18 protein-coding genes are annotated in these 24,439 nt (G+C 60.2%); 12 read left to right on the forward strand and 6 right to left on the reverse strand.

Going from position 1 to position 24,439, the window contains the following annotated elements:
- Window positions 1–17: 17 nt before the first annotated feature.
- From VIH17_04070 to VIH17_04090, 5 genes are all read left to right on the forward strand, one after another.
- On the forward strand, window positions 18–1,244 hold the full coding sequence (locus VIH17_04070) for a YgeY family selenium metabolism-linked hydrolase (GenBank protein ID HEY4682409.1): 1,227 nt from the start codon (window positions 18–20) through the stop codon (window positions 1,242–1,244).
- 62 nt (window positions 1,245–1,306) lie between these two features.
- Window positions 1,307–3,532: a hypothetical protein gene (locus VIH17_04075; GenBank protein ID HEY4682410.1), complete on the forward strand. Its 2,226-nt coding sequence runs from the start codon at window positions 1,307–1,309 to the stop codon at window positions 3,530–3,532.
- 8 nt (window positions 3,533–3,540) lie between these two features.
- Entirely contained in the window at window positions 3,541–4,557 is a 1,017-nt protein-coding gene (locus VIH17_04080) for an ornithine carbamoyltransferase (GenBank protein HEY4682411.1), read from the forward strand.
- A gap of 75 nt (window positions 4,558–4,632) precedes the next feature.
- On the forward strand, window positions 4,633–5,979 hold the full coding sequence (gene ssnA / locus VIH17_04085; protein HEY4682412.1) for a putative aminohydrolase SsnA: 1,347 nt from the start codon (window positions 4,633–4,635) through the stop codon (window positions 5,977–5,979).
- Window positions 5,980–6,007: 28 nt separating this feature from the next.
- Entirely contained in the window at window positions 6,008–7,372 is a 1,365-nt protein-coding gene (locus VIH17_04090; GenBank protein ID HEY4682413.1) for a pyridoxal-phosphate dependent enzyme, read from the forward strand.
- Between the two features lie 3 nt (window positions 7,373–7,375).
- Here VIH17_04090 and VIH17_04095 read toward each other — a convergent pair whose 3' ends face one another.
- Entirely contained in the window at window positions 7,376–7,789 is a 414-nt protein-coding gene (locus VIH17_04095; GenBank protein HEY4682414.1) for a transcriptional regulator, read from the reverse strand.
- Window positions 7,790–8,651: 862 nt separating this feature from the next.
- On the opposite strand from VIH17_04095, the gene VIH17_04100 reads away from it, so the two are divergent.
- The 7 genes from VIH17_04100 to VIH17_04130 all read left to right on the forward strand — a co-directional run bounded on the left by VIH17_04100 (window position 8,652) and on the right by VIH17_04130 (window position 18,177).
- Window positions 8,652–9,899, forward strand: coding sequence for a multiheme c-type cytochrome (locus VIH17_04100; protein ID HEY4682415.1), 1,248 nt, complete (start codon window positions 8,652–8,654; stop codon window positions 9,897–9,899).
- Window positions 9,900–10,070: 171 nt separating this feature from the next.
- Complete coding sequence (locus VIH17_04105) at window positions 10,071–10,889, forward strand: hypothetical protein (GenBank protein ID HEY4682416.1); 819 nt, start codon at window positions 10,071–10,073, stop codon at window positions 10,887–10,889.
- Window positions 10,890–11,250: 361 nt separating this feature from the next.
- Window positions 11,251–11,979, forward strand: a complete 729-nt coding sequence (locus tag VIH17_04110; GenBank protein HEY4682417.1) for an outer membrane lipoprotein carrier protein LolA — start codon at window positions 11,251–11,253, stop codon at window positions 11,977–11,979.
- A gap of 358 nt (window positions 11,980–12,337) precedes the next feature.
- Window positions 12,338–13,426: a radical SAM protein gene (locus VIH17_04115; protein HEY4682418.1), complete on the forward strand. Its 1,089-nt coding sequence runs from the start codon at window positions 12,338–12,340 to the stop codon at window positions 13,424–13,426.
- A gap of 407 nt (window positions 13,427–13,833) precedes the next feature.
- Window positions 13,834–16,851, forward strand: coding sequence for a TonB-dependent receptor (locus VIH17_04120; protein ID HEY4682419.1), 3,018 nt, complete (start codon window positions 13,834–13,836; stop codon window positions 16,849–16,851).
- An 80-nt stretch (window positions 16,852–16,931) separates the two neighbouring features.
- Entirely contained in the window at window positions 16,932–17,339 is a 408-nt protein-coding gene (locus VIH17_04125; protein ID HEY4682420.1) for an SgcJ/EcaC family oxidoreductase, read from the forward strand.
- Between the two features lie 184 nt (window positions 17,340–17,523).
- Window positions 17,524–18,177, forward strand: coding sequence for an HAD family hydrolase (locus VIH17_04130; protein ID HEY4682421.1), 654 nt, complete (start codon window positions 17,524–17,526; stop codon window positions 18,175–18,177).
- A gap of 117 nt (window positions 18,178–18,294) precedes the next feature.
- On the opposite strand, the gene VIH17_04135 is transcribed toward VIH17_04130, so the two are convergent.
- The 5 genes from VIH17_04135 to VIH17_04155 form a co-directional block, all read right to left on the reverse strand.
- Window positions 18,295–19,539 (reverse strand): YaiO family outer membrane beta-barrel protein, encoded by a 1,245-nt coding sequence (locus VIH17_04135; protein ID HEY4682422.1) that lies wholly within the window; start codon window positions 19,537–19,539, stop codon window positions 18,295–18,297.
- A gap of 221 nt (window positions 19,540–19,760) precedes the next feature.
- On the reverse strand, window positions 19,761–20,552 hold the full coding sequence (locus tag VIH17_04140; protein ID HEY4682423.1) for a GGDEF domain-containing protein: 792 nt from the start codon (window positions 20,550–20,552) through the stop codon (window positions 19,761–19,763).
- Window positions 20,553–20,607: 55 nt separating this feature from the next.
- The gene (locus VIH17_04145; protein ID HEY4682424.1) at window positions 20,608–22,029 is read right to left on the reverse strand and encodes a glycosyltransferase; all 1,422 of its coding nucleotides are present in this window, start codon (window positions 22,027–22,029) and stop codon (window positions 20,608–20,610) included.
- 30 nt (window positions 22,030–22,059) lie between these two features.
- Window positions 22,060–23,358 (reverse strand): HEAT repeat domain-containing protein, encoded by a 1,299-nt coding sequence (locus VIH17_04150; GenBank protein HEY4682425.1) that lies wholly within the window; start codon window positions 23,356–23,358, stop codon window positions 22,060–22,062.
- A gap of 95 nt (window positions 23,359–23,453) precedes the next feature.
- Window positions 23,454–24,338, reverse strand: a complete 885-nt coding sequence (locus VIH17_04155) for a hypothetical protein (GenBank protein HEY4682426.1) — start codon at window positions 24,336–24,338, stop codon at window positions 23,454–23,456.
- Window positions 24,339–24,439 lie beyond the last annotated feature (101 nt).

Here is a 24,439-nt window from a genome sequence, read left to right on the forward strand (position 1 = left end):
TTTGAAGCGGGGAGCGCATGAGAACGATCGAAGCCATTGGCAGCAGTCGCCGGAAGATCATGGCGGCCGCTCAAGCGCTCGAAAAAGATGTGGTGCGGTTCCTGCGCGAACTGATTGCCATACCCGCCGAAAGCTGCCAGGAAGGCCCGGTCATTCGTCGCATCCGGCAGGAGATGGAGAAGGTCGGGTTCGACGAGGTCCGCGTGGATCCGATGGGCAACCTTCTCGGGCGCATTGGCCGGGGGCGGAAAGTCATCATGATGGACTCCCACACTGACACCGTCGGCGTGGGCGATATCCGCGAATGGTCTTTCGATCCCTTTCAGGGCAAGGTGGAAGATGGCTTCATTTACGGTCGGGGCGCTTGTGATCAACGCGCCGGAATGGCTTCGCTGGTTTACGCGGGGAAGATCATCCAGGAGATGAATCTTCTCGGCGATTACACGCTCTATGTCGCCGGCACGGTGCAGGAAGAGGACTGCGACGGCCTTCCCTGGGTTTATATTTTGAAAGAGGACGGAATCAAGGCGGACTGCGTTGTGCTCACCGAGCCGACGAACCTCCGCGTTCATCGCGGTCACCGCGGAAGAATGGAGATGGAAGTTCACCTGCGAGGCCGCTCCTGCCACGCGAGCGCCCCGGAGAGGGGAGACAACGCGATCTACAAGATGACAAGACTCATTGCCGAAGTGGAAAAGCTCAACGAGCGCCTCCCGGACGACCCCTTTCTGGGAAAAGGCACGATTGCGGTGACGGAAGTGCGGTCGCTCGCGCCTTCGCTCTGCGCTGTGCCCAGCGTCTGCACCATTCATCTGGATCGCCGGCTGACGATGGGCGATACGCGGGAGAGCGCGGTGGCCCAGGTCAAAGCCTTGCCCGGGGCTCAGGACGCTGAGGTGGAAATCTTGCGCTACGATCGCCCCAGCTATACCGGGCTGCGCTACCCGATGGAAAAATACTACCCGACGTGGTCGCTGGCGGAGGACCATCCGCTGGTGCGGGCGGGTGTGGCGACCTATGAGGCCCTTTTCGATGCCCGGCCGGTGGTGGACAAGTGGACCTTCAGCACCAACGGCGTGGGCAGCATGGGGATCATGGGCGTGCCGACAATCGGCTTCGGGCCGGGAGACGAGACGGTTGCTCACAGCGCGGGCGAGCGCGTCGCCATCCGTCACTTGGTTGACGCCATGGCCTTCTACGCGGCGTTTCCGCTCGTCTATCTGGACGCGGTTTTACACGAATGAACTCGCCCTCCTAGGCGGCTTCTACGGGTCGCTGGGCACGGGTTGCGGGTCACGGTATTTCCATGGCCGAACTCTTCCCGCTTTCGCTTGACCTGCTCTTGAAGCGAGCGTTCCGGGAGTACGAGCGCGAGGGCAAGATCTTTGATCTGCCCAGGGCGAAATTCTTCCGCGGCGATCCGTCGCTTGATACCTCGGTCCTCTTCCACGGCTACCGCGCCTCGACGCCGATTGGTCCCGCCGCCGGCCCGCACGACCAGATGGTGCAGAACATCGTCCTGTCCTGGCTCGCTGGCTCGCGCATCATCGAGCTGAAGACCGTCCAGATCCTCGACGAGCTGAAAATTCCGCGCCCGTGCATTGATATGGCCAACGTCGGCTATAACGTCGAATGGTCGCAGGAGCTGAAGCTTGATCTCTCCCTGCGCGAATACGTCGGAGCGGCCATGCTGATCGAAATCCTCAAGGCCTCCGGCCTGCTGGGCGATGAGTTTCCCGGCTCCAAGCGCGAAACGATCTACGACATGAGCGTCGGTTACAATCTCGAAGGCATCAGCTCGCCGCGCGTCCGGCAGTGGATCGAATCCATGAAGGACGCGACGGCGATTGTCAATGAGTTGCGCGGCCAGCTAACGCCCGAGTTCGCCCGCTACCGCGACCTGCCCTTCCCCGCCCGCCTGAGCGACACCATCACCCTTTCCACCTTCCATGGCTGCCCGGCGGATGAAATCGAGCGCATCGTCCATTTTTTGCTGACGGAAATGGATGTCCACGTCTGCATCAAGATGAACCCCACCCTGCTCGGCAAGCCGGCGGTCGAACACCTCCTTCATGACGTGATGGGCTATCAAGACATTCGCGTGACCCAGGAAGCTTTTGACAAGGATTTGCAGTTTCCGCAGGCGCTCGAAATTGTGGACCGGCTCGACCGGGTAGCTCGCTCGCGCGGCAAACGCCTGGCGGTTAAATTCAGCAACACGCTCGTCGTCAAAAACCACCGCACCTTCTTCACCGACGAGGTCATGTACATGTCGGGCGCCCCCCTGCATGTCATCACCTTGAACCTCGTGCGAAAGTTTCGCGAGCAAGTGGGGCAGGCGATTCCCATCTCCTTCTCGGCCGGCCTCGACGCCAACAATGTTTCGAACGCAGTCGCCATGAATTTTGTCCCGGTCACCACCTGCACCGACCTGCTTCGTCCCGGAGGCTATGGCCGCCTGGTGCGGTACATGGACCGCCTGGAAGCGGCCATGAAGGCCATGGGTGTCGGGACGATTGGCGACTTTGTGCTTCGCTATGCCGGCCAGAGCAGCGCCGCTGTGGAGCAGGTCCTCGAGCGATGGCGGGAATCCCTGGGCTCGAGCGACCGGGGCGGCAGTGCGAGCGCCCTCGCATGGATCCAGTCAACCCTTCAACCTCGTTTGCTGGAGTGGTCGGCCGGCCCGCCAACCCCGATCAGGCCCTTCTGCGCGGCCCTGGCGCAGGAGTTTTCCGGGAGGGTGGCGCCGCAACTGCCGGTTGCTCTCGCCGAGCATCTCTGCCAGAAACTGGAGGAACTGCCGCAAGCGCTGGTGGACGCCGCCGGAGTGCTCAATACGCCCGGCATTGTGGACAAGACCACCGCTGACCATCGCTACTATTACGAGCAGAACAAGGCGGTACCGCGCAAAATCGGCTCCAAACTCTATCTCTACGATTGCATCAATTGCGACAAGTGCGTGCCGGTCTGCCCCAACGATGCCAATTTCGTTTACGAGGATGAAGCGGTCGAAATTTCCTATCCCAATTACCGGCTGGGGCCAGACGGCAGCCTCGCTTTCGAGCCGGGTGGTACCCTCAAAATCGCCAAGGCGCACCAGCTCGCCAACTATGCCGACTTCTGCAACGATTGCGGAAACTGCGACGTTTTTTGTCCCGAAGACGGTGGCCCATACATCGAGAAGCCGCGCTTCTTCGGCAGCCTGGAGACCTACCGGAAGTACGGAAAAGCCAATGGCTTTTTTGTGGAATTCGGCGCAGAGCAACGAACCATTTATGGCACCATCGGCAACAAGGCCTATTCCCTCTCGATCGATTCCGGCTCCGGCCACGCTCGCTTCTCCGATGGCGCCGTCGAGGTGGATCTGGATGCGGCGACGCACCAGCCCGTTTCCGCCAGCCGCATCGCCACGGCGGCGGTGCCGGGCGCGGCGGCTACGATTGACATGCTCCCCTACCACCAGCTTCGTCTGCTGCTGGACGCGGTTTCCAAAAAAGATTCCGTGAACTATGTCAACCTGAGGGCCATCTGAACACCCACATGAAGAAAGCTCTTTTCCCGGGCAAGGACTACATCACCACCGAGGAGTGGACTTGCGACCAGATGGAAGTCTTGCTGGATGTTTCGGCCGACCTGAAGCGCAAATTTAAAAAGAAAATCCCGCATCGCTACCTGCCGGACAAAACCATCTTTCTGATGTTTTTCGACAAATCCACCCGCACGCGCAATTCCTTCGAGGCCGGGGTTACCCAACTCGGCGGCCACGGTCATTTCCTCACCGCCGATGCCATGCAAGTGGCCCACGGCGAGAGCCCGAAGGACACCGGGATTATTCTCTCTCGCTATGGCCACGCCATCGCCATACGTCACGACCTCATCCCCGGCGAGGGAAACGCCTACATGCGCGAAGTGGCCCGGTGGGCGGACGTTCCGGTGATCAACATGCAGTGCGATGTGGACCACCCCTGCCAGACCCTGGCCGATTTGATGACCATGCGCGAGAAACTTGGCAAGAATCTACGCGGCCGAAAGCTGGCTGTCACCTGGGCCTACGCTCCGAGCTATGCCAAGCCGCTCTCCGTGCCCCAGGGCCTCATCATGCTTCTTCCGCGGTTCGGCATGGACGTTACCCTTGCCCATCCGCCCGAATATTTCCTGATGCCGGCGACGATGGAAGCGGCCCAAAAGAATGCCCGCGCCGCGGGAGCAAAGTTCGAGGTGGTGGACTCGATGGAAGAAGCTTTCCGCGACGCCGACGTTGTGATCCCCAAAAGCTGGGGCTGTCTCAAAACGATGGGCAGAAATCCCGAAGAATCCTTGCGCATCGCCAAGAAGTATCGCCACTGGATCTGCGATGCCGAAAAAATGAGGCTGGCGCGGCCGCATTCGCTTTATATGCACCCCTTGCCCGCCGACCGCGGCAATGAGGTTACCGACGAAGTCATCGATGGTCCCCGGTCAGTGGTTTTCGACGAAGCCGAGAACCGGCTCCATACTTGCAAGGCCATCATGGCCCTGACCATGGCCGACCGGGAAATCGAATATGAAGCAGCGTGAGGCCACCGGCTTGCCCCGATGGAATCGGGGCTCGCTCCCGCTCTTCGCTCGGGTTGGCTTCAATAGCGGAGTGACATGCTGATCAAGAATGCTCGCATTGTGACCTTGGATGGGGCGAACCGCGTCCTGGACGACGGCGCGGTGCGCATCGCCGCCGATGGTTCGATCGCCGGGGTGGGCACGCTGGCGGAGGTTGCTTCGAGCGAACCCGCCGATCGGGAAACCCTCGACGCCGGCGGCCGGCTCTTGATGCCGGCCCTCATCAACGCGCACACGCATCTCTACAGCACGCTTGCCCGGGGCATCTCTTTGCCGGGCCGGCCGCCCAGGAACTTCCTGGAAATTTTGAAGAAACTGTGGTGGCGGCTGGATTGCGCCCTCGACCTTGAGGACGTTTACTGGAGCGCTCTGGTCGGACTGATCGACTATGCCAAGGCGGGAGTGGGGACTCTCGTGGATCACCACTCGAGCCCCCATGCTTGCGCTGGCAGTCTGGATCGAATCGAGCAAGCCTTTCGCAAGGTGGGTCTTCGCGGATGTCTCTGCTACGAAACCACCGACCGCAACGGCCCGGCAAAATCACGCGAAGGGTTCAAGGAAAACGTGCGCTTCCTTGAGCGCCTTCGGCGCAACGCCCAAGGCGGAGCAGGCGACGGCCTCGTGTACGGCCATTTTGGCTTGCACGCTTCGTTTACGCTCAAGGATCGCACGCTTGAGGCGTGTGTCGAGGCTGACCGGTCGCTCGGCGCCGGTTTTCATATCCACGTGGCCGAAGACCGTGCGGATGTCCGGGACGCCCGCCAGCGCTACCACAAGTCGGTGGTCGCGCGCCTGACGGATCTCGGCGTGCTCTACGACCGCTCGCTCGCAGCCCACTGCGTCCACGTGACAGCGGCCGACATTCGCCGGCTGGCCCACCGCGCGATTAACGTTGTCCACAACCCGCAATCGAACTGCAACAATGCCGTAGGGACAGCCCGCCTGGTCGAAATGGTGCGGGCCGGCGTGCTTGTCGGGATCGGCTCGGATGGCTACACTCCGCGGCTGTGGGAAGAATTCAAGACCGCGTTTCACCTCCAGAAAATTCGCAAGGGCGATCCGCGCGTCGGCTATGCTGAAGCTTACGCCGCCGCCTTTCTCAACAACCGGGAGATTCTCCGAAAAATTTGGGGACTCGAACTCGGGCGCATTGAGGCTGGCGCGCGGGCCGATTTGATTCTGGTGGATTACTTCCCGCCCACCCCGCTGCGCCCCGACAACCTGTTTGGCCACATGTTGTTCGGCATCTCGAATGCCGCCGTGGACACCCTGCTGGTCAACGGCCGCGTCGTGGTGCGCAACAAGGAATGCGTCACCGTGGACGAACGGGCAGTGGCCGAGGGCGCCAAAGCGCGGGCTCGCGCTTTGTGGGACCGGTTCTAGACCCCGAAAGGACCAGGACGCCACCGGAATGAAGCAGACGATTCCCGGGCCAACCTACTTTGAGATGCTCCATCCGGAGTCGCTGCCTCAGGCTCTGCGCCAGCGGGCCTTGGCGGCTCTGGCCGGGAACGAACTCGATCCCATCAACCTGTTCAACATCACGTGGAGAGACCCGGAGAATCGTGTCCGGCACGTCGTGCTGCCGCGGGAGCTGACGGGGGTGGAGGCAAACATCATCGTCCTTCTCGGCTGCCGTTTTCCTTCGGGCAGCCACAAGGTCGGCCCGGCCTACGCGACACTTCTGGAGGGTGAGCTGGCGCGAGAGATTGTGCCCGGCGAATCCACGATTATCGGCCCCTCCACCGGCAACTTTGGCATCGGCGTCGCCTACATTTCCCGGCTCATGGGGTTTCCCTCGGTCGTCATCATGCCCGAGGAGATGAGCAAGGAGCGCTACGAGCGCATTCGGAGATATGGCGGCCGGCTGGACTTGACGCCGGGCTCGGAGAGCGACGTCATCCTGGTGATTGAGCGCGCCGAGTACTACAAGAGAGACCCGCGCAACAAGATTCTCGCTCAATTCGAGCTTCTGCCGAATTACCGTTTCCACCGATACGTCACCGGGGGCAGCGCGCTGGAAGCGGCGCGCGCCTACGGCAACGGACGCATTGCCGCCTTTGTGGCGGCGCCGGGGTCGGCCGGGACGCTTGCCGCCGGCGATGAGATCAAGTCAAAGTTCCCGGACGCCATCCTTTGCGCCCTCGAGCCGCTCGAATGTCCCACGCTCTATAACAATGGCCGCGGCACACACCGCATTGAAGGCATTGGCGACAAGATGGTGACTTTGATCCACAACGTCCTCACCACCGACTACGTCGGCCTGGTTCACGATGACCACTGCGTGATGGGCCTCAAGGTGTTGCACGATGGCCTTCGGCTCCTCGAAAAGCTTTTGCGGCTCGGCGAAGGCTTTCTGGAGCCCCTGGGAGGTCTCTTCGGAATCTCGAGCATCTGCAACATTGTCGGTTCCATCCGGACCGCGAAATTTCTCAACCTGAGCCGGAAGGATAATGTCGTGACCATTGCGACGGACGGGTTCGATCGTTATCCCTCGGTGCTTGCTGATCTGGAGCGGCGCAAGGGGCCAATCACGAATGCCGTCATGCTGGACTGGTTTGAAGAGATTTTCCGGGGGGCAGCCGCCGGTGAGATTCTCGACGTGCGACCGGGCGAACAGAAGGAGCGGCTCTTTCGACAGAAAGAAGAGGTCTGGCCGCGGTTTGGCTACAGCGCGGAATACCTCAACCGGATGAAATCCCCTTCGTTCTGGGAGACGGAATACGACCACATCCGCCGCGTGGACGAGCAATGGAAAACAGCCCGGTCTCTTTGAAGGTCAGGCAGGCAATCCTCGCTCTTCCTTGCGCGAAATTTTTCGCGCTTTTCGGCCGGAGCGGCTCGTGCCGAGCTCGCGAGGAGAACCGCTGATGGCGGCGATAAAGCGATAGCCTTTGCGGGAAACGGTCCGGATGAACCTGGGATGTATGCGATTGTCTCCCAGGGCCTGCCGGATCTCGGTGATGCTCTGGTTCAAGACCCCTTCTTCGACGCTTCTGCCTCCCCAGACGACGCCCATCAACTCCGCCTTGCTGACCAAGCGCCCCGGGTTTTCGAGGAGATAGACCAGCACGGAGTAGGTTTTGGGGCGCAGAGCGATTTCTTTTCTGCCCCGCAGGAGTAACTCGCAACTTTCGTCCAGACAAAACTTCCCAAACCGGTATTTGAGGGAAGAGGAGTGTTGGCCACGCACAAGGAGCCTCGCTTTGAGAAATTTTTCAGAAAACTTCCAGAACTCCTTCGAGACATTGCCACCGAAGAGGATCGAGAATGACCCCGGACGGTAGGAAATGAAGCAACTCGCAAACAGTTCGGCTCGGCACAGACAGGCGGCTCGAAATCACTCTGCCCAACAAGATACATCCGGGCGGCCAGCTTCTCAAGCGCCGGGAACAGGACGCGGAGAATCCGAACGGGTTCGGAGAGCCAACTCCGCTTCCGGAGCAGATTCATGCGAGTGCCGGAGGGAGCGAACATGCTCGTAGGGATACTCATGATCAGTTGTTTTTTGTTGTTGGTGATGAGCTTGATGGCCCCGGAGCGCCGCCAGGCGTTGTGAAAAGCGGGGTGCCCCCAGCCGTGCCCAACCCGCCGCGGCGGGCGTTGCCCGGACCGCGAGAAGAGAAGCCCGGAAAGTTCGTGGAGGCAGAGGATGACCGGGGAACGCGTGTTGATAGTCTGCACCGGATGCTACTCGCTGCTGAAATGGATGGAGCTCGATGAGAGTGGCCGGAAGATTTTGCGCGACGGTGGATCGGTCCCCGAGCACTGCCCGCGTTGTGGCCAGACAATGGGATGGCAATGGTTCCCGGCGACCGACGACTCCGCCAAACACCCGCCAAATTAGTCCCATTCCAATTCAATTGCCCGATCTCACCTCGGCGACCTTCTATCCGCTCCCGGGGGAAGAAAACGCGGGTGAAACCCGGGGTGGCTTGGCTTACAATCGGGGCCGCGCGTAGAGACTTATCTTCTCTTCTCCAGGTCAGCCGACTTGAGCTGTCCTATTGCTCAAGAGAACCGCGCCGACCGACTGTCACTATGGAGATGAACGCATGACATACAGAGCCATTGTCATTTGTCTGGCCAGCTTGTTTTTTCCATCCGCCGCTTGGAGCCAGGGCTGCGTGGATTGTCACAAGAAGGTCACGCCCAACATCGTCTCTGACTGGCAACTGAGCAAGCACAGCCGGAGCGGGATTGACTGCTCGGTTTGCCATGGCGACCAACACCAGTCAGCCGAGGACGTTGCCAAAGCCCAAATTCCCACACCGGACACCTGCGCCGCTTGCCACGCGACTCAAGTGCAGCAATTCAAGGCAGGAAAACACGCGGCCGCGTGGGCGGCGATGAAAGCGATGCCGACGGCACACTGGCAGCCGATGGCCTTGATGGAAGGGATGAAAGGGTGCGGGGGATGCCACAAGATCGGATTGAAGACCGAGGCGGAGATTCGAGATTTAAGGAAAAACGGCGCCGGCTTCGGCGTGGCCTCTTGCGATGCCTGTCATACCCGGCATATTTTCTCGCTTGTCGAGGCCCGGCAACCCCAGGCTTGTCAGACCTGCCACATGGGCTTCGACCATCCTCAATGGGAAATGTACTCGTCTTCGAAACATGGCGTCCGATTCTTGCTGAAGCAAAGCAAGGTACTGCCCGAGACGGTTGCCGCGCCAACCTGCCAGACCTGCCACATGCAGGAAGGCAACCATGCGGTGCGAACGGCGTGGGGATTTCTCGCTGTGCGGCTGCCGCTGCCAGAGGACAAGCAATGGGCCGCCGATCAGACGACCATCCTTCAGGGGCTTGGTGTGCTTGACCCTGACGGGAAACCAACCGCCCGGCTGGATGTGGTGAAGACGGCCGACGTGGCTCGGCTCACCCAGCAAGATTGGCAAAAAGAACGCGACAAGATGCTGAAGACCTGCCATCAATGTCATTCGGCGAATTTTGCCAAGGCGGAACTCGAAAAGGGCGACCAGATGATCCGTGAAGCGGATCGTCTGCTGGCGGAAGCGATTCGCATCCTCGCTGATTTATACAAGGATGGCATCCTGCAAAAGCCGAAGAACTATGCTTATGCGTTCCCTGACTTGCTGACATTCCACGATGCGCCGACGGTCATTGAACAGAAACTGTTTGTGATGCACCTGGAGCATCGGATGAGAGCCTTCCAGGGGACCTTCCACGCCAACCCCGACTACGCCCTCTGGTATGGCTGGAGTGAAATGCAACGGGATTTGACGGAGATCAAAACCTTGGCGGAGGAACTGCGACGAAGGCACAAGGAGAAAAAAGAGTAACCGAATAGAATGCGCTCGGATAGCGGCCACCGCTGGCTTTGGGGGGCACTCGGTTTACCCTGCGCAACTGCAGGCATCTTTCCTTTATCGGTTTCTATCCAATTATGGGTTTACGAAGCGATTCCGGAAGTCGCTGGCGTCCGGCAGCGACTCCAGTAAAATGCAAAGGTCATGATCGTGCTGTTGTTGCTGGTGGTCTCGCTCGGCGCAGGCGAGGTCGAAGTTCCTCCCGCCTCGCTCGATTACGGGTACCGGTTGATGTACAACCTCGATTTTGCGAGAGCGCAAAAGGAATTCACACGGTGGCAGGAGGAGCATCAGGACGATCCCCTGGGCCCGGTCTCGGAGGCCGCTGGTTGGCTCTTTGCCGAGTTGAATCGCCTGGAGGCACTTGAGGCGCAATTCTTCATCAAGGACTCTTCCTTCGCAGCCAGGCGGAAACTCTCGCCCGACCCGGCTATTCGGACGCGCCTCGATGCCGCCTTGCAGCGCGCCGAGGATCGCGCCCGCCGGCGGCTCGAAAGCAATCCCAAAGACCTTGATGCTCTCTTTGCCATGACGCTTTCCGCCGGGTTGAAGGCGGATTACGCGGCCTTAATCGAAAAGCGCAACCTGGCTGCCTTGCGCTACACGCGCCAGGGGTCGTATTGGGCGGACAAACTTCTGGCTCTCGATCCGGGATACTACGACGCCTACCTTGCCATGGGGATCGGCAGGTACATTGTCGGAAGCCAGCCGGCGCCTCTCCGCTGGTTGCTGCGCCTGGGCGGGTTTTCCGGCGACAAGCGGAAGGGGATTCAAGAGCTCGAACTGACAGCCCAACGGGGACGTTTTCTTGCGCCCTTTGCTCGCATCCTCCTGGCCATTGCTTATCTTCGCGAGAAGGACAAAACTCGCGCCCGGCAGTTGCTGACCGGGCTGCGCGACGAGTTTCCCGGCAACCCATTGTTTGCCCGCGAGCTCGGGCGTCTCGACCCTTCACCACGTTGAGCATTGCTTCCCGGGGGCCGACGGCCGACCCCCTGGGCGGAAGCCCCGCGTTTGCCAACTCGTTCTCGGGATGACTCCCGCGACCCTTCGACACGCTCTCAACAAGTTTTTTCTTATCAAGTACTTAAACACGCAATCTTTTGCTAGCGCGTCCGTCGGTCACAACCTATAATTTGCCTCTTTGGCTCGGCCCAGGGAGCAACCTGGAACGGCTTCTGTTGACTCCCATAATTGGAGGGGGATGCGCTCAGGAGTGAACGTTGTGCGGGGCGCCTCGGAAAAGCCGGAACCAAGACTTGGCAGGCTGGACTGAGAATCTGCTTGTGTGCGGCATAGCCAATCTCGGATGGAAAGGGCGCGGGTGAAACGGACCGTACTGTCGTGGTGCCTGTTTTTTGCCGTGACGCTTGCCGTGAGCCCCGATTCCATGGGGGCGGAAGGGGCGCAGACGAAGCCTGCCCGTCCGACAGGCGAGCCTGGCCTCACGCGCGAGAATGTCTTGAAACGCATGGCTGAGGCGGCTGACCACCTCAAGTCGCTCACCGCCAATATCGAGCGCACCAAGGTGACCGTGGTGGTGGACGATAAGTCCACTGAATCCGGCCAACTTTTCTATCGCAAGGACAACCGCCTGCGGATTGAGTTCTCAAAGCCAGACACGAAAATCATCCTCCTGAACGGGGATCGGGCGCAGATCTACACCCCCAAGATCAAGCAGGTCCAGGAATACGACCTATCCAAGCACCGTGGCTTGGTGGATGAATTGCTCTTGCTCGGCTTCGGCAAGTCGGCCAAGGAGCTACCAAAAGCCTACCTGGTCACGCTGATCGGGGAAACGGAGATGGATGGCCGCTCGGTGGCGCAACTGGAATTGACGCCGAAGTCGGATAAGCTCCGCGCCCAGATCAACAAGATTCATCTCTGGCTCGACATGGTCTCCTGGCTGCCGATTCATCAAAAGTTCTTCGAGGCCGGGGGCGATTACTTCGAAATTCACTACACCGAGGCCAAGTCCAACCTCAAGATCCCCGACTCCAAATTCGAGTTGAAACTCCCCAAAGACGTGACCCGCATCAAACCGCAGGTGTAACGGCACCTCCTGGCACCTCTCACGTTCCCGAATCGAATGGTAGCCCATGTGAAATCAGATAATTGCGGGTTTCACCCGACCAGGACATAGGGTGCCGCCAAGGTGGTCGCCTGACTGTTAAGTCTTTGCTTTTTAAAGGGATTTTTACCACGCTCGCCCCTCAAAATTCCCCATTCAGGCGTTTTGGATTGCAGCCCGGGTTAGGGTGCAACTAGACTGCCGGATTATTTCGCGCCCGATGACACCACTATCTGCCGCACGGAGGGAACTCCGTCCAGCCATAGCATATCTGAAACGGGAAGAACACGACTGCATACGGCGAGAAGCGAGCCGCTCGGCGGCTCGCAAGCCCACAGTAATGAAACGGTTAAGCGAGCGGGTACGGCTTGGGTGTGGGGTACTGCGCCGCGAGATGAGCCGCAAGGAGATTCGGCGCAAGCTGCTCTTCGCGCACCGCCGGCTGCGGGAATGGCGGATGATAGCCAAGGGGCTGCTTTCCACAAGCCACCCTGTCCTGGCGCACCTCATCGTCATCCGGCGCTGCAACCTCTCCTGCGCGTACTGCAACGAGTTTGACGACCACTCGAAGCCGGTGCCGACCGGAGAGCTGTTCCGGCGGATTGACCGGCTGGCGTCGTTTGGCACGACGATCATTACGATCAGCGGCGGGGAGCCGCTGCTGCATCCCGACCTGGACGACATCATCCGGCGCATCCGCCAGCGCGGCATCCTGGCGGGACTGATCACCAACGGCTACCTGCTGACGGCGGAGCGCATCGAGCGGCTGAACCGGGCGGGGCTCGAACATTTGCAAATCAGCATCGACAACGTGACGCCGGACGAAGTCTCGAAGAAGAGCTTGAAAGTGCTGGACAAGAAACTGGAACTACTGGCCGAGCATGCCGAGTTCGGGGTGAACATCAACTCGGTGCTGGGGAGCGGGGTGAAAGACCCCGAGGACGCGCTGACGGTGGCGCGCCGGGCGATCGAGCTGGGCTTCACCAGCACGGTCGGCATCATCCACGACGGCGGTGGGCAATTGCGGCCGCTCGGCGAACGCGAGCGCGAGATCTTTCAAGAGATCATGGCGATGGGCAAGCGATCGTATGCGCGGTTCAACCGGTTCCAGGAGAACATTTCGCAGGGACTGGCGAATCACTGGCGCTGCCGCGCCGGTTCGCGCTACCTCTACATCTGCGAGAACGGGCTGGTGCACTATTGCTCGCAGCAGCGGGGTTACCCGGCGATGCCTCTCGAGCAGTACACGGCGGAGCATCGGCGGCGCGAGTTCAACACACCGAAGCCGTGCGCGCCGCGCTGCACGGTCTCCTGCGTGCAACAGGTGGCGATGCTCGACAACTGGCGCGCCCCGCAGAAGATTGATCCGGCGCTGGCGCCGAGTCCCCAGCCGCTCGTCCAACTGACCGGGGCGCGAGGAGAAAGCTGACCGAACCCGGCTCGCTCGATCCTGCCAGCGAAGATGCTGGCCCAATCGCTGCCCGACGAAACGTAAAATCTGTCGTGCAGCCCACTCCCCTCTTGCCTTGACAGCCAGCAGGAGTATAATCGCGGGCGTCATTCCGGGAGCTTGGGCGTTCCGATCTAATCAAGCCATTGCCGCCCTTGTCGGGGTGGCCGGAATCGCAAGAGATCAGTCGTTGCCGTAGGAAGCAGGATTCCCTTCTAACGGCAGGAAGGCCATTTTTGCTCTCGGTTCGCGTCCCTCGATTACCTGTGGGGTAAGACGGTGTTCTTGGTTCTGAGAACAAGAGTCGGAACCCACATCATCCCAGCCTGCCCGGCATCGTCGCCCGGCAGGAACGGACAGCACACTTTCAAGAAGGAGCCACAAGCATGAAACGCAATTTGCTATTCGTTTGTCTGCTGGTATGGCTGCTGCCGGCCGCGTTGTTCGGCCAGGCGCAGGCGACCACCGGCGTGATCCAGGGCGAGGTGGTGGACCAATCGGGCGCTGTCGTGCCCGGGGCCACCGTTGAAGTAAGGAATCTGGACACCAACTTCACGAGAACCCTGAGCACCGACAACGACGGCCGATTTGTCTTTCTCCAGTTGCCTACAGGCCGCTATACGTTGACGGTCTCCAAGCAAGGCTTCTCCACCGTCGTCCAGGAGAACTTTAGCCTCACGGTTGGGCAGGCTATTGCCCTCTCTCTGACGATGAAGGTTTCACCGACTGCAGAACGCATCGTCGTCACCACCACACCCACCGTGGACACGATCAAGACGGAGGCCAGTTCCACATTGAACCAGACGACGGTGAGCACGACTCCCATCCTGGGGAGAAAATTTGAGGATCTGCTTACGTTGACGCCCGGGGTAAGCGTCGTGCAAGGACCGGACGGCGACGCAATTAACTTCGCCGGCCAGCGCGGGATTTTCAACAACATCAGCCTGGACGGCGGCGACTACAACAACGGCTTCTTTGGCGAGCAGATGGGCGGCCAGCGCGCCGCCATCGACATCACGCTGGAAGCGGTCAAGGAGTTTCAGGTGGTGGCGACCGGCGCTAACGCGGAGTTCGGACGCACGGCGGGCGGCGTCGTCAATGTCATCACCAGGTCGGGCACCAACGAAGTGCACGGTAGCATTTTCCACTTTCAACGGCTGGAGGCCCTGAGCGCAGAAACCTCCGACGGCAAGCCGCTCAAGGATTTCCACCGGGAGCAGTTCGGCGCCACAGTGGGCGGGCCGGTCATCAAGGACAAGATGTTCCTCTTCGGGGCCGTCGAGCAGATCACCGCCAACCTCCAGCGGGCCAATTTGAGCGAGCCGCTCGGCTCCGCCTGCTCGAATCCGAACCCTGTGATCACGAATCCGGCCGACGAGGCCCTCATTAGCGGCAGCGCTGAATGCCAGCGCGTGGCGCTGATCAATTTCATGCGAACGACTCGGAATCAGGAAGAGGGCCAGCCGGTCCGGCGCCCCGTTCACAACACTGCCGTCTTTGGTAGGTTCGACTGGAACGTCACGCCCAACAATCAGTTGGCTGCTTCTTACAACTTTAACCGGTCCAACAAGATCAACGAGACGTTCGACGTTTCTACCTACGGCAACTCCGCCAACGGGATCGAAGGGCCGTCCAGGATTCAGGTGCTTAACTTCAACCTGTTCAGCACCGTGTCGGTAACAAAATTAAATGAAGCTCACTTCACCTATTCGCGAGAGGCGCGACCTCGCGCGGCGGTGGTTTCGAACGTGCCAGCCGACACGGCCATGGGCTTCGTCGACACCTTCCGGTTTGGACATCCCTTTTTCCTCAACCCCAAAATTGACGAACTGTTCTGGCGCACGCATCTCAAGGACAACTTCTCCATCATCTCCGGGAGGCACACCATCAAACTCGGCGGCGAGTGGATCCACAGCCGCAACGTGCAAGTCTTCCGCGGCTTCTTTGAGGGTCGCTACATCTTTGACACCGTCGCCGGTTTCCTTCGTTATGCCTCGCCGCAGACGCCCTCTGTGGCGGGCTTTGGCCCCAACACGGCGAACTGTGCGGGCGGGGGCTATGGCGATTTTACGCTGCCCGTCTCCCCCACTAATTGCCCGACGGGATTCGCTACCGGCTTTGCCGCTGGCCCGCTGTTGCTCTTTCTTCAGGGCGCGGGCAGGACTGGACTAGCCACCGACGCCGCCGGCGCGTCCGACATCAAGAACGAAGAGCTCGCCTTGTTCATTCAAGATAAGTGGCAAATCCGGCCCAACTTCACTTTGAACTACGGCTTGCGTTGGGAAGCCCAAATCTTCCCCGACCCGGTCGTGGCTCCGTCGGACACAGCTTATGGGATGTTCCTAAGTGACCCGAACTTTCCCTCGGATGGCACCCTTCACAATCAGAAAAAGATGTTCCAACCCCGCGTTGGCTTTGCCTGGGATTTTTTGAACAACCGCAAATCGGTCTTGCGAGGGAGCTGGGGAATTTACAACGCCCGGCAAAACATGCTGACGCAGGTCGGCTCCATCACCACCAACGGCCTGCAACAGCAGACAATTTTCACCAGCACGGATACCGCTAGGCTTGGGTTCACTTCGCCCACGCCGGCCTGGCCGGGCTTGGTGACCCCGACGGCGGGATCATGCGGCGCCAACCCGTTCCCGTGCTTCAGCGGAGTTCGGGTGTTCAGTAAGGACTACGCCAACCCGCGCATTTACACGAGCAACGTGGCCTTCGAGCAGGAGCTCTATCCCGACTGGGCGCTGTACGCGGATTTTACCTGGTCAAAAGGTGTTCACCTGACACGCTTCATCAATGTCAACCGGAGCGGTGTTTTCCTATTTGAATTGGGCGAAGTGATGACGGCCAAGAGTGCCGGCAAAGCCCTCTACCGCGCCTTTACCATTGGAATGCGGAAGCGGTTCAGCCACGGCTTCCAAATGGAAGGGAACTATGTGTTCTCCAAAGACTTAGATGACGATTCCAACGAGCGCGACCCGTTCACCGATCGCTCCTTCGACCCCAGCAACCTCGGGTTGGATTACGCGCTGTCCGACCGCGACATCAAACACAAGTTCAATTTCTTTACGTACGCGGAACTGCCGTGGTCCTTCCAAGTCAACGTCCGGATGCAGGCGCGTTCCGCCCAGCCAATCACTCCGACCGTCCGCACCGCCACCAACCGCAACACCTTGCGCAAGAACAACGAGTTCTTCTCCTTCGATTGGCGTGTGCTCCGTCCCATCAGGTTGGGCGAGCGGTTCAAGTTGACTCCCATGATCGAGATGTTCAACACCTTCAACAATGACAACAACGTGAATCCGCTCATCACACCCGGGTTGTTCAACTTCGACGGCTTCCTGCGGCAGGGCGTCGGCGATCCCCGACAGGTCCAGCTTGCAGTGAGGTTCGAGTTCTAGCCCGAATAGCCGGTCGTTCAAATGCATTCTCACCCCGGCGGCTGAGGCCGCCGGGGTGACTTTTTCTCGCGAGGAGTTCCATGCCCAGGTCTCCCCGCCAGGTGGTGGAAGCCTGGTCGGCGGCCTTCAACCGTCAGGACGCGGACGCGCTGGCGGCGCTCTATGCAAGCGACGCGGTGAACTGGCAGGTGGCTGACCAGCCGCTCAAAGGCCGCGAGGCCATTCACGAGAGCTTCCGCGTGTTGTTCCGCGCTTTCCCCGACATGGGACACAGCCGCGTCAATCTTCTCGAAGAGGGGGAATGGGCGGCGCTGGAATGGGAAGGGTGGGGCACGCACCGCGGCGAATTTGCCGGCCGGCCGGCTTCGGGCCGCTCGTTCCGGTTGCGCGGCTGCGGATTCTTTCAAGTGCGCGACGGCCTGATTGTTTTTCAGCGAGGTTACTGGGACCGGGTCACCTGGTTCGGCCAGATCGGCATCGCCGTGTGAGGGCGTGGCGGCAGTGACTTCGACCGTCCAGCACTGAGAGCGTCTGTTGCTTCGCACGCGAAACACGAAACTCGAAAATCGAAATGGAAAGCCCGAGGTTCGAATTCGAGTTTCGGATTTCGAGTTTCGAATTTCGTTTGTGTTCTTCATCCCCCGCTCTTTGTTACCATCGTCGGCGGGAAGCATGGGCATCGAGCCTCTGATTCGCGCGGTTGTGTTCGATTGGGACGGCACGCTGCTCGACTCCTATCATGCCGGCACTCACGCTTATCAGAACATGTTCGCCGCCTTCGGCAAGAGCTGCGACGAAGCGCGTCTCAAGCGAATCTATTCCCCCAACTGGCACCTCGTTTACAAGAAAATGGGTATCGCCAGAAAAGATTGGCCCCGCGCCGACCGCCTCTGGCGGCAGCATTACCGGAGTCATTCCCCGGAACTTGTCCCGGCCGCCCGCGGCGTGCTCCAAACGCTTCACCTGCGCGGGTATCGCCTGGGGCTGATCACCAGCGGCAACCGTTCCCGTGTCCTTCGCGAGCTGAAGCGCTTTCGCCTGGACAAACTTTTTGAGGTGAAACTCTTCTGCGAACAGGGCGGCCGAAATAAGCCGGACCCGGCCGTGCTTCATCTTGCGCTGCGCCGGCTACGGGCAGCTCCGGGGGAGTGTGCTTACGTCGGCGACACCCCCGAAGACATCGAAATGGCCCGCCGCGCCGGCGTTCTCCCCATCGCCGTGTTTGGCCCTTATCCTACGCACGCGCGCCTGCGGCGTGCTCGAGCAAAGTACCTCCTCCAAGATCTCTCCGAAATCTTGCCAATCCTTGAGAAAAATAAGGGTTAAAACCGGGGCCAAGCACGCGAGCAGTCAAGCTGGCCTGGAGGAAACCTTGGTCACGTGGGGCTACTCGTGTCATCCCGATCTCGATTGCATCGGCCGAATGCGGGCGAACCCGGACAATCAAAAGCGATGGAAGAATCCGAAACCAAAACCGGTTTGTGTCAAGCCGGTGGAGCGAATCTGGCGGGCAAAGCTGAAAGAGAATCCGTTGCGGGGAGTGACCTCGTAACGCGCGCCAAAAGAATAGGTGTTCGCCAGGAAGCGCCCCAAGCGATCACGACTAAGGGCAGAGAAATTCTCAATGCCGCGGGCAAAGCCGGCCGAAGTAAAGAGCTTTGCGTTCACCTGCACCAGGGCGCGGAGATAGTAGGAGTGGGTGAGTGCGTCGTTCGGTGGACCGGGAAAACGACTTTTCGTGAGGAAATAGGTCGCTGCCATTTCCACTCGCTTATGAGGATAAAACTCCAGTGCGGGGTGGAAAACATGGAGGTTGGCTGTCCGGAAATTCAGATAACGATAGCCGGTATTGACTGCGAACCTTTCTCCAAGGTTCTGGCCGTAAGCGAGGTCGTAATCCTGGTTGGCGAGGACATCCCCGCGCGGGGCAAACAGGGCCGTTACACGCAGATTCCGCCGGTGTTCGAAGCGGTGCAGCAGCGTTCCCCCGGCCCGGACGACCTGCTCATCGAATTTGTTCAACACATCGAGGTTCCCAACGAGCAAGTCCTGCGGCTGGTTCCGGCTAAATTCCAGGCTGCCCCAGTGAGCGTCAGGGGCAAACGAAAAACTCTCGAACGAGTAGCCGAAGGAGACCTGATACAAGGTGAGCGCATCGAGCTGGTTCTGGAGGGCAAGCGCTTCCTGGTCGCGCTTTCGGGCCGCCAGCACCCGGCGTAGATGCTCCTCTGCCTCTTTCTTTTTCCACTGTTGGAGGAAGTTGCGCGCCATCAGGAGCTGAATGTCCATGTCCTCCGGCGCAAGCGCCTCCGCCTCCTCGAGCACTTCCAGCGAATCGTTGTACTTGCTTTCCCAAAGATAGACCGCGGCCAAGCCGAGCATCGCTTCCGTGGCCTCAGGATGTTCCCGGAGGATTTTCTTGTAAGCCTCGACCGATTCATGGTAGCGCTTTTGCCATCCGGCCAGTCGCGCCAGCCAGATTTGCGCATCCAGATCCTGCGGCCGGGTGGAGAGCACTTCGCGCCAGAGCTTCTCGGCATGGGCGTGACGGCCAGCATAGGCTTCCGCTGCCGCCTGAGTGCGAAGCTGTTCGAGGTTTTGTCCTTGCGCGCACAGGAGTTGCGTCCCCGCAAGAGTGAGGGTAATGGCAATAGCGAGAAACCATTGGCTGTAGCGTGCGCGAATCATGGAACGGAGGGGTTTACAGGGGGCTATCGGCCCAAGGCGGAGGGGCCTCGGGCGCACTGGAAAAGCATCTCCAGTATAGACAGGGATCTGCCCGCAGACAATCCCCAGGCGATTAGGCGTGTCGCTTCTGACAAGAGGAGAACCTTAGGACTCATCGTACAAATAATCCGATTTGGAAGGCGGGAGCATGCTCCCACACTCCAGACGGGAAAGCGCTGCGGTTAGCTTGAGGAGGGGGCGCTGCGTGGCGCCCGCGTTTGTTCTTCGTAGAGCGCCGCTTCCGCCTCGGTCAGCAGATCAGGCGCAGACTGGCCAGGCCGGAAGGTTGCCGCACCGGCGCTGAAGGAGATGGCCATCCGGTGGCCTGAGGGAGGAGATACGGAGAGCCCGCGGCCAGCTTTATCCAGGCGACGGCGCAGCGCCTGGACCCCTGCCGCATCCGTGTCCGGCAACAAAAGAAGGAACTCATCTCCGCCAAAACGAAAGACCAGGTCGCTGGCCCGCGCCGTGTTTTTCAGCAGCCCGGCGATTTCTTGTAACAGGCGGTCGCCGAACATGTGGCCGTAATGAGCGTTGGTCTCCCGGAAGTTGTCCACCTCCACCACCAGGATCGAGACCGGCCGCTTGAGGCGGGCAGCCCGAGATAGCTCCTTGGGAAGGATTTCGTCGCAAACTCGGCGCGAGTAGAGTTGCGTCAGCGGGTCGTAGAGCACTGACTCCCGCGTCTCGGCCAGTTGCAGCTCCAGGTTGATCAGATACTTTTGCAGGTTGGCGACAAGCCGCTTCTTGACAATCAGATAGACGTTGAGCAAGAGAACGATCGCCACCAGGCCGTAAAGGAGCGGAGCAAACAGCTCTCGCGGGACGATGCGGATGATTTGATTGCCGAAGGCGCGGCCCACCGGAAAAATCGCCGCCAAAATGGTGCCCACAAGCAGGACAACCAGGATAGCTCCCACGCTGACCAGTTCCCAGTCGCGCCGCTCGAGTTGGGCCAGTTCGGTCCGCAGCAACGCTGCCGTGTCTGGAAAAACCGGCGCGTAGGTCTTGGTCCCGCCGGCATGCGGCTCAGGCGGTGGTTTTTCTCCGGGTTCGGAACCCGACCCTCGTTTGTTGGCCCCAGCCACTGCTGCCCCACAGATACTGCCAAGTGCCCTGCAAACGCCAAATTACCGTCATCTGATGATACCCCAGGTGCTCAAACAGGCTGTAGAAGAAAAGCCGCATCACGTCGCGGCTGGAGCCATATCGGCGATACGCGATCTCCTCCAAAAAGATGGCGAGCACGGTCTGAAGCGTCCCCAGAGCCAGAGAGAGCAACAGGTACCAGAGCAAAAAGAGGGTAGAGAGGATGCCGAGTGCCCATGCCACCGGGACCACCACCCAGCCGAGCACCTCCAGCAACGGGCCAAACAATTCCAGGATGGCATGATACGGAAACGCCAGGCAGCCGATGGCGCCATAAGATGGATTGAACAGCATGACCCGACTGGCCGCCACCACCTCGCAAAGGCCGCGCTGCCAACGCTGCCGCTGCCGGCTAAGCGCGGCTAGCCGCACCGGCGCCTCCGTCCAGCAAACCGGGTCCGGCACAAATACGATGCGATAGGGAATCCTGAGGTCGCGCAACTTGCGGTGCAATCGGACGACGATCTCCATGTCCTCGCCAACTGTCGTCGTCTTGTAACCGCCGACGCGCAGCAACGCGTCCTTGCGAAACACGCCAAAAGCGCCGGAGATTACCATCAGGCAGTTCGTGAGGTTCCAACCAAGTCGGCCAAGAAAAAACCCACGCAGGTATTCAAGCACCTGAAAGATCAAAATGGGTTCGCGGGGAAGGCGCACGGAAAGAATCTTGCCGGCGGAGACTTCACAGCCGTTCACGATGCGAATGATGCCGGCGGCAGCCACCACTTGAGGATCTTCGATGGCCGGACGGATCACCCGCAAGAGACCTTCTTCCTCAAGCACCGCATCAGCATCCACCGAGCAAACCCAAGGGCTGCGCGCCAGGTTCACGCCAACGTTCAGGGCATCGGCTTTGCCGCCATTTTCTTTGTCCACCACCACGATCTGCGGCACCGTCGTCGAGAGATAGATATCGCGTACTTTCTGCGTGGGGATGTGCTCGCGGTAAACCACATCGGCCCGGCGCAAGGAGAAAATTCGAGTCAATTCCTCCAACGTTCCGTCGCTGCTCCCGTCGTTCACGACCACCACTTCCAGCCTGGGATAATGCAGCGCCAGCAGCGACCGCACGCTCTCAATGATCGTTTTTTCTTCGTTGTAGGCGGGGACGAGGATCGAAATCGGCGGCGTGCGGGGCGAGCGGAAAAGCAGGTCCAGGTTGAGCGCTACCAGCCGGCGATGATACTGACGGTAGTCCAGCCAGGCACAGATCAGGAGAAACAGAAAATAGCTATTCACCGCCAGGTAGTAGACCACTACCACCCAGCCAATGATTTCGCTGGCGATCCGGATAGCTGGCAAATTGGCAAGCATCGTCCGAGAGAAGCAGGATTATGTCAGGGAGGAGGGGGAATTTTCCACTGTTTCGAGTGGGGTTTCGAGGAGGCGCTTCAACCGGGAGCGAACCAGCGCCACCGGGTGGTGCTCCAGCGCATACCGAGCCGCTCCCTGAAAGCCCAACTCGGCCAGCGTCTGGAGAAACTCAAGCGCCTCCTTGACGCGAGGCCCGGACTTTTCTTCAAGCTGGTTTACCGCATCCCAGATGATGCCACAGTATTCAAGGTCGGTGACCAGCGCCGCCCGGCCGTAGTTGTCATCCAGCTCGCGCAAATGCTCGCTCAGTTGCTTCAGACCGATGGTTCCACCTCGGACGGACCGCAACGCATACGCCGCTTTCTGGCGTACCTGCCAGTGCGGGTCGCGCAGGCACTCCAGGATCCGTGGGATATAGTTCTGACGGGGCATGCGTGCCAGGGCATCGAGCGCCCGCACACGGACAAACCAGACCGGATCGCGCGCCAATTCCAGAATGCCAGCCAACACCTCGGCTGCGCCCACTGCCTTCCCCGACGCACTCACGCATGCTGCAAGAGCGTCCGCGAGGCGAGCGCGCACCTCCGGGTCAGGATCACGCGCAAAGGGCAGGAGCGACGGGGCGATCTGCGGTGCAGCCGTCTCAGCCAAAGCTGTCGCCGCCGCCAATCGGACGGACGCCGCTGGATCGGTGAGCCACCTAACCAACGCATGGGGCGTGCCACGGCAACAGGCAATCATGGCGCGGATCAGGAGGCGGTTTTCGCCTTTGCGAGTTACTTCCGGGGCAACACGGTGGAGATAAGGCTCCGCTTCCGGCAGGCCAATCCGCTCCAGCGCTTGCAATGCCGCAGCTTTCAGCTCCGGGCGGGGATGCGACAGTAATTTGCCGAGGGGATGAAGCCCTTCAATCAGGCCGAGCGCGCCCAGCAATGTTGCCGAGCGCATCAATTCGGAGGGAGGGGATAGCTTTGCCAGCAAAGCCAGGTGATACTGGACGCGGCCGCTGGAGCGCATCAGCCGCTGGGCAAGCTCGAATTGTTCCACCGCGCCCCGGCCCAGTGCGGCTTGGCCCCCGGCCAGCGCCATCAGCAAATCGTCAAAGGCGCGCGCCCGCGTCTGCCGAAGTACGCTCCAGTCGCCTTTCAGTATGCGTTCGGGCTCGAACCCCACCTCGATCTCCAGCAGAATTTCCTGCCGGACGCTATCGTAGTAGGCAAAGTAGAGCGACTTGAGAAATCGGCGCATGAACACACCGACGACCGCAAAAAGCACGAAGGCGAGGCTGGCCGCAACCGCAATTTGAAGCATTTTCATGGCGTGCCAGTATAGGCGTTCAGGCCACCCTGCGACAATCCGGCTCTTGCCTCTGTTACGCTTGCGATACAGGCAAGAGGCAAGCCGGAGGCAGATTACCGGGGCGGTTTGGGTGGCTCCGGGTTCGGCGGAACCGTCGTTTTCGGGGTGGCTTCTCCGCCGTAGGTGATTTTCACGTCGGATTTGAAGCGTTTGTAGTTCGAATAGCGGATGATCATTCGGATACGGACGGGCCCCGTCTTGAAAGGAAGCGTATCCTCGGCCCGGGTGTAAGTGGGGAACCAGTATTTGCCGTCAACCTGCTCGCGGTAGGTCTCAAACATGGGGAACAAGTTTTCGCGGCCCTCTTTTCCCTGGTTCAGGTCGGGCACAGCCTTCCCGTAGGTTTTGACGATTTGAAAATCCTGGTCATCCACCCAGATGAGCCCCTGGAAAAGGCGGTGCCGCGGGTCAATTTTCTTGGGGGTGACCCGAAAGAGGTACGCGGTCAGCTCGTCCAGCGGTTGCCTGCCCAGATAATCGAGCGTGTAGAGCGGCAGTTCCTCGGTGGTCATCACGAACGGCTGGATGTTCTGGATATCGGAAAGATCCTCCGGCGAGATCGAGATGCGTTTGAGCGTAGGAACAGGCTCGTAGAACACGCGCTCGAAGCGCTTCCCCTCGGGCGTGAAGACGACGTCGCTGGTCATCTCGTAAGTGCCAGCCGGCCGGCTGTCGAAGTCAAGCTCCTGTACCTTGACGGATTGGCGATAGGTGTAATTGTCGCGGGCCGCCCGGAACTCCGTTTCCCTGGCAGCAAAACGCTGGATGATCTCCGGGACGGGGATGGGTGTCGGCGAAGTATCGGTGGGAGCAACCTGCTCGACAGGCTTGCCTCGCGGCACCGAAGGCGGCACCGGCAGCGGCCCCGGCTGCTGCCCTGCCATCGGCGGGGGAGCCGCGAAAAGAACCCAAAGAAATCCCACTACGGCCAGTTTCATGTGAAGTACCCGGTCTCGGCCCGGCAGGAAGATCCCGCTCCAGCGGGATGCTCCTTCTGCCCCATTCTGACAGACTGTTAGAACCCGGAAAAGGGTGTCGC

This window comes from Candidatus Acidiferrales bacterium (genome assembly GCA_036514995.1).
In the GTDB taxonomy this organism is placed as follows: Bacteria; Acidobacteriota; Terriglobia; order Acidiferrales; family DATBWB01; genus DATBWB01.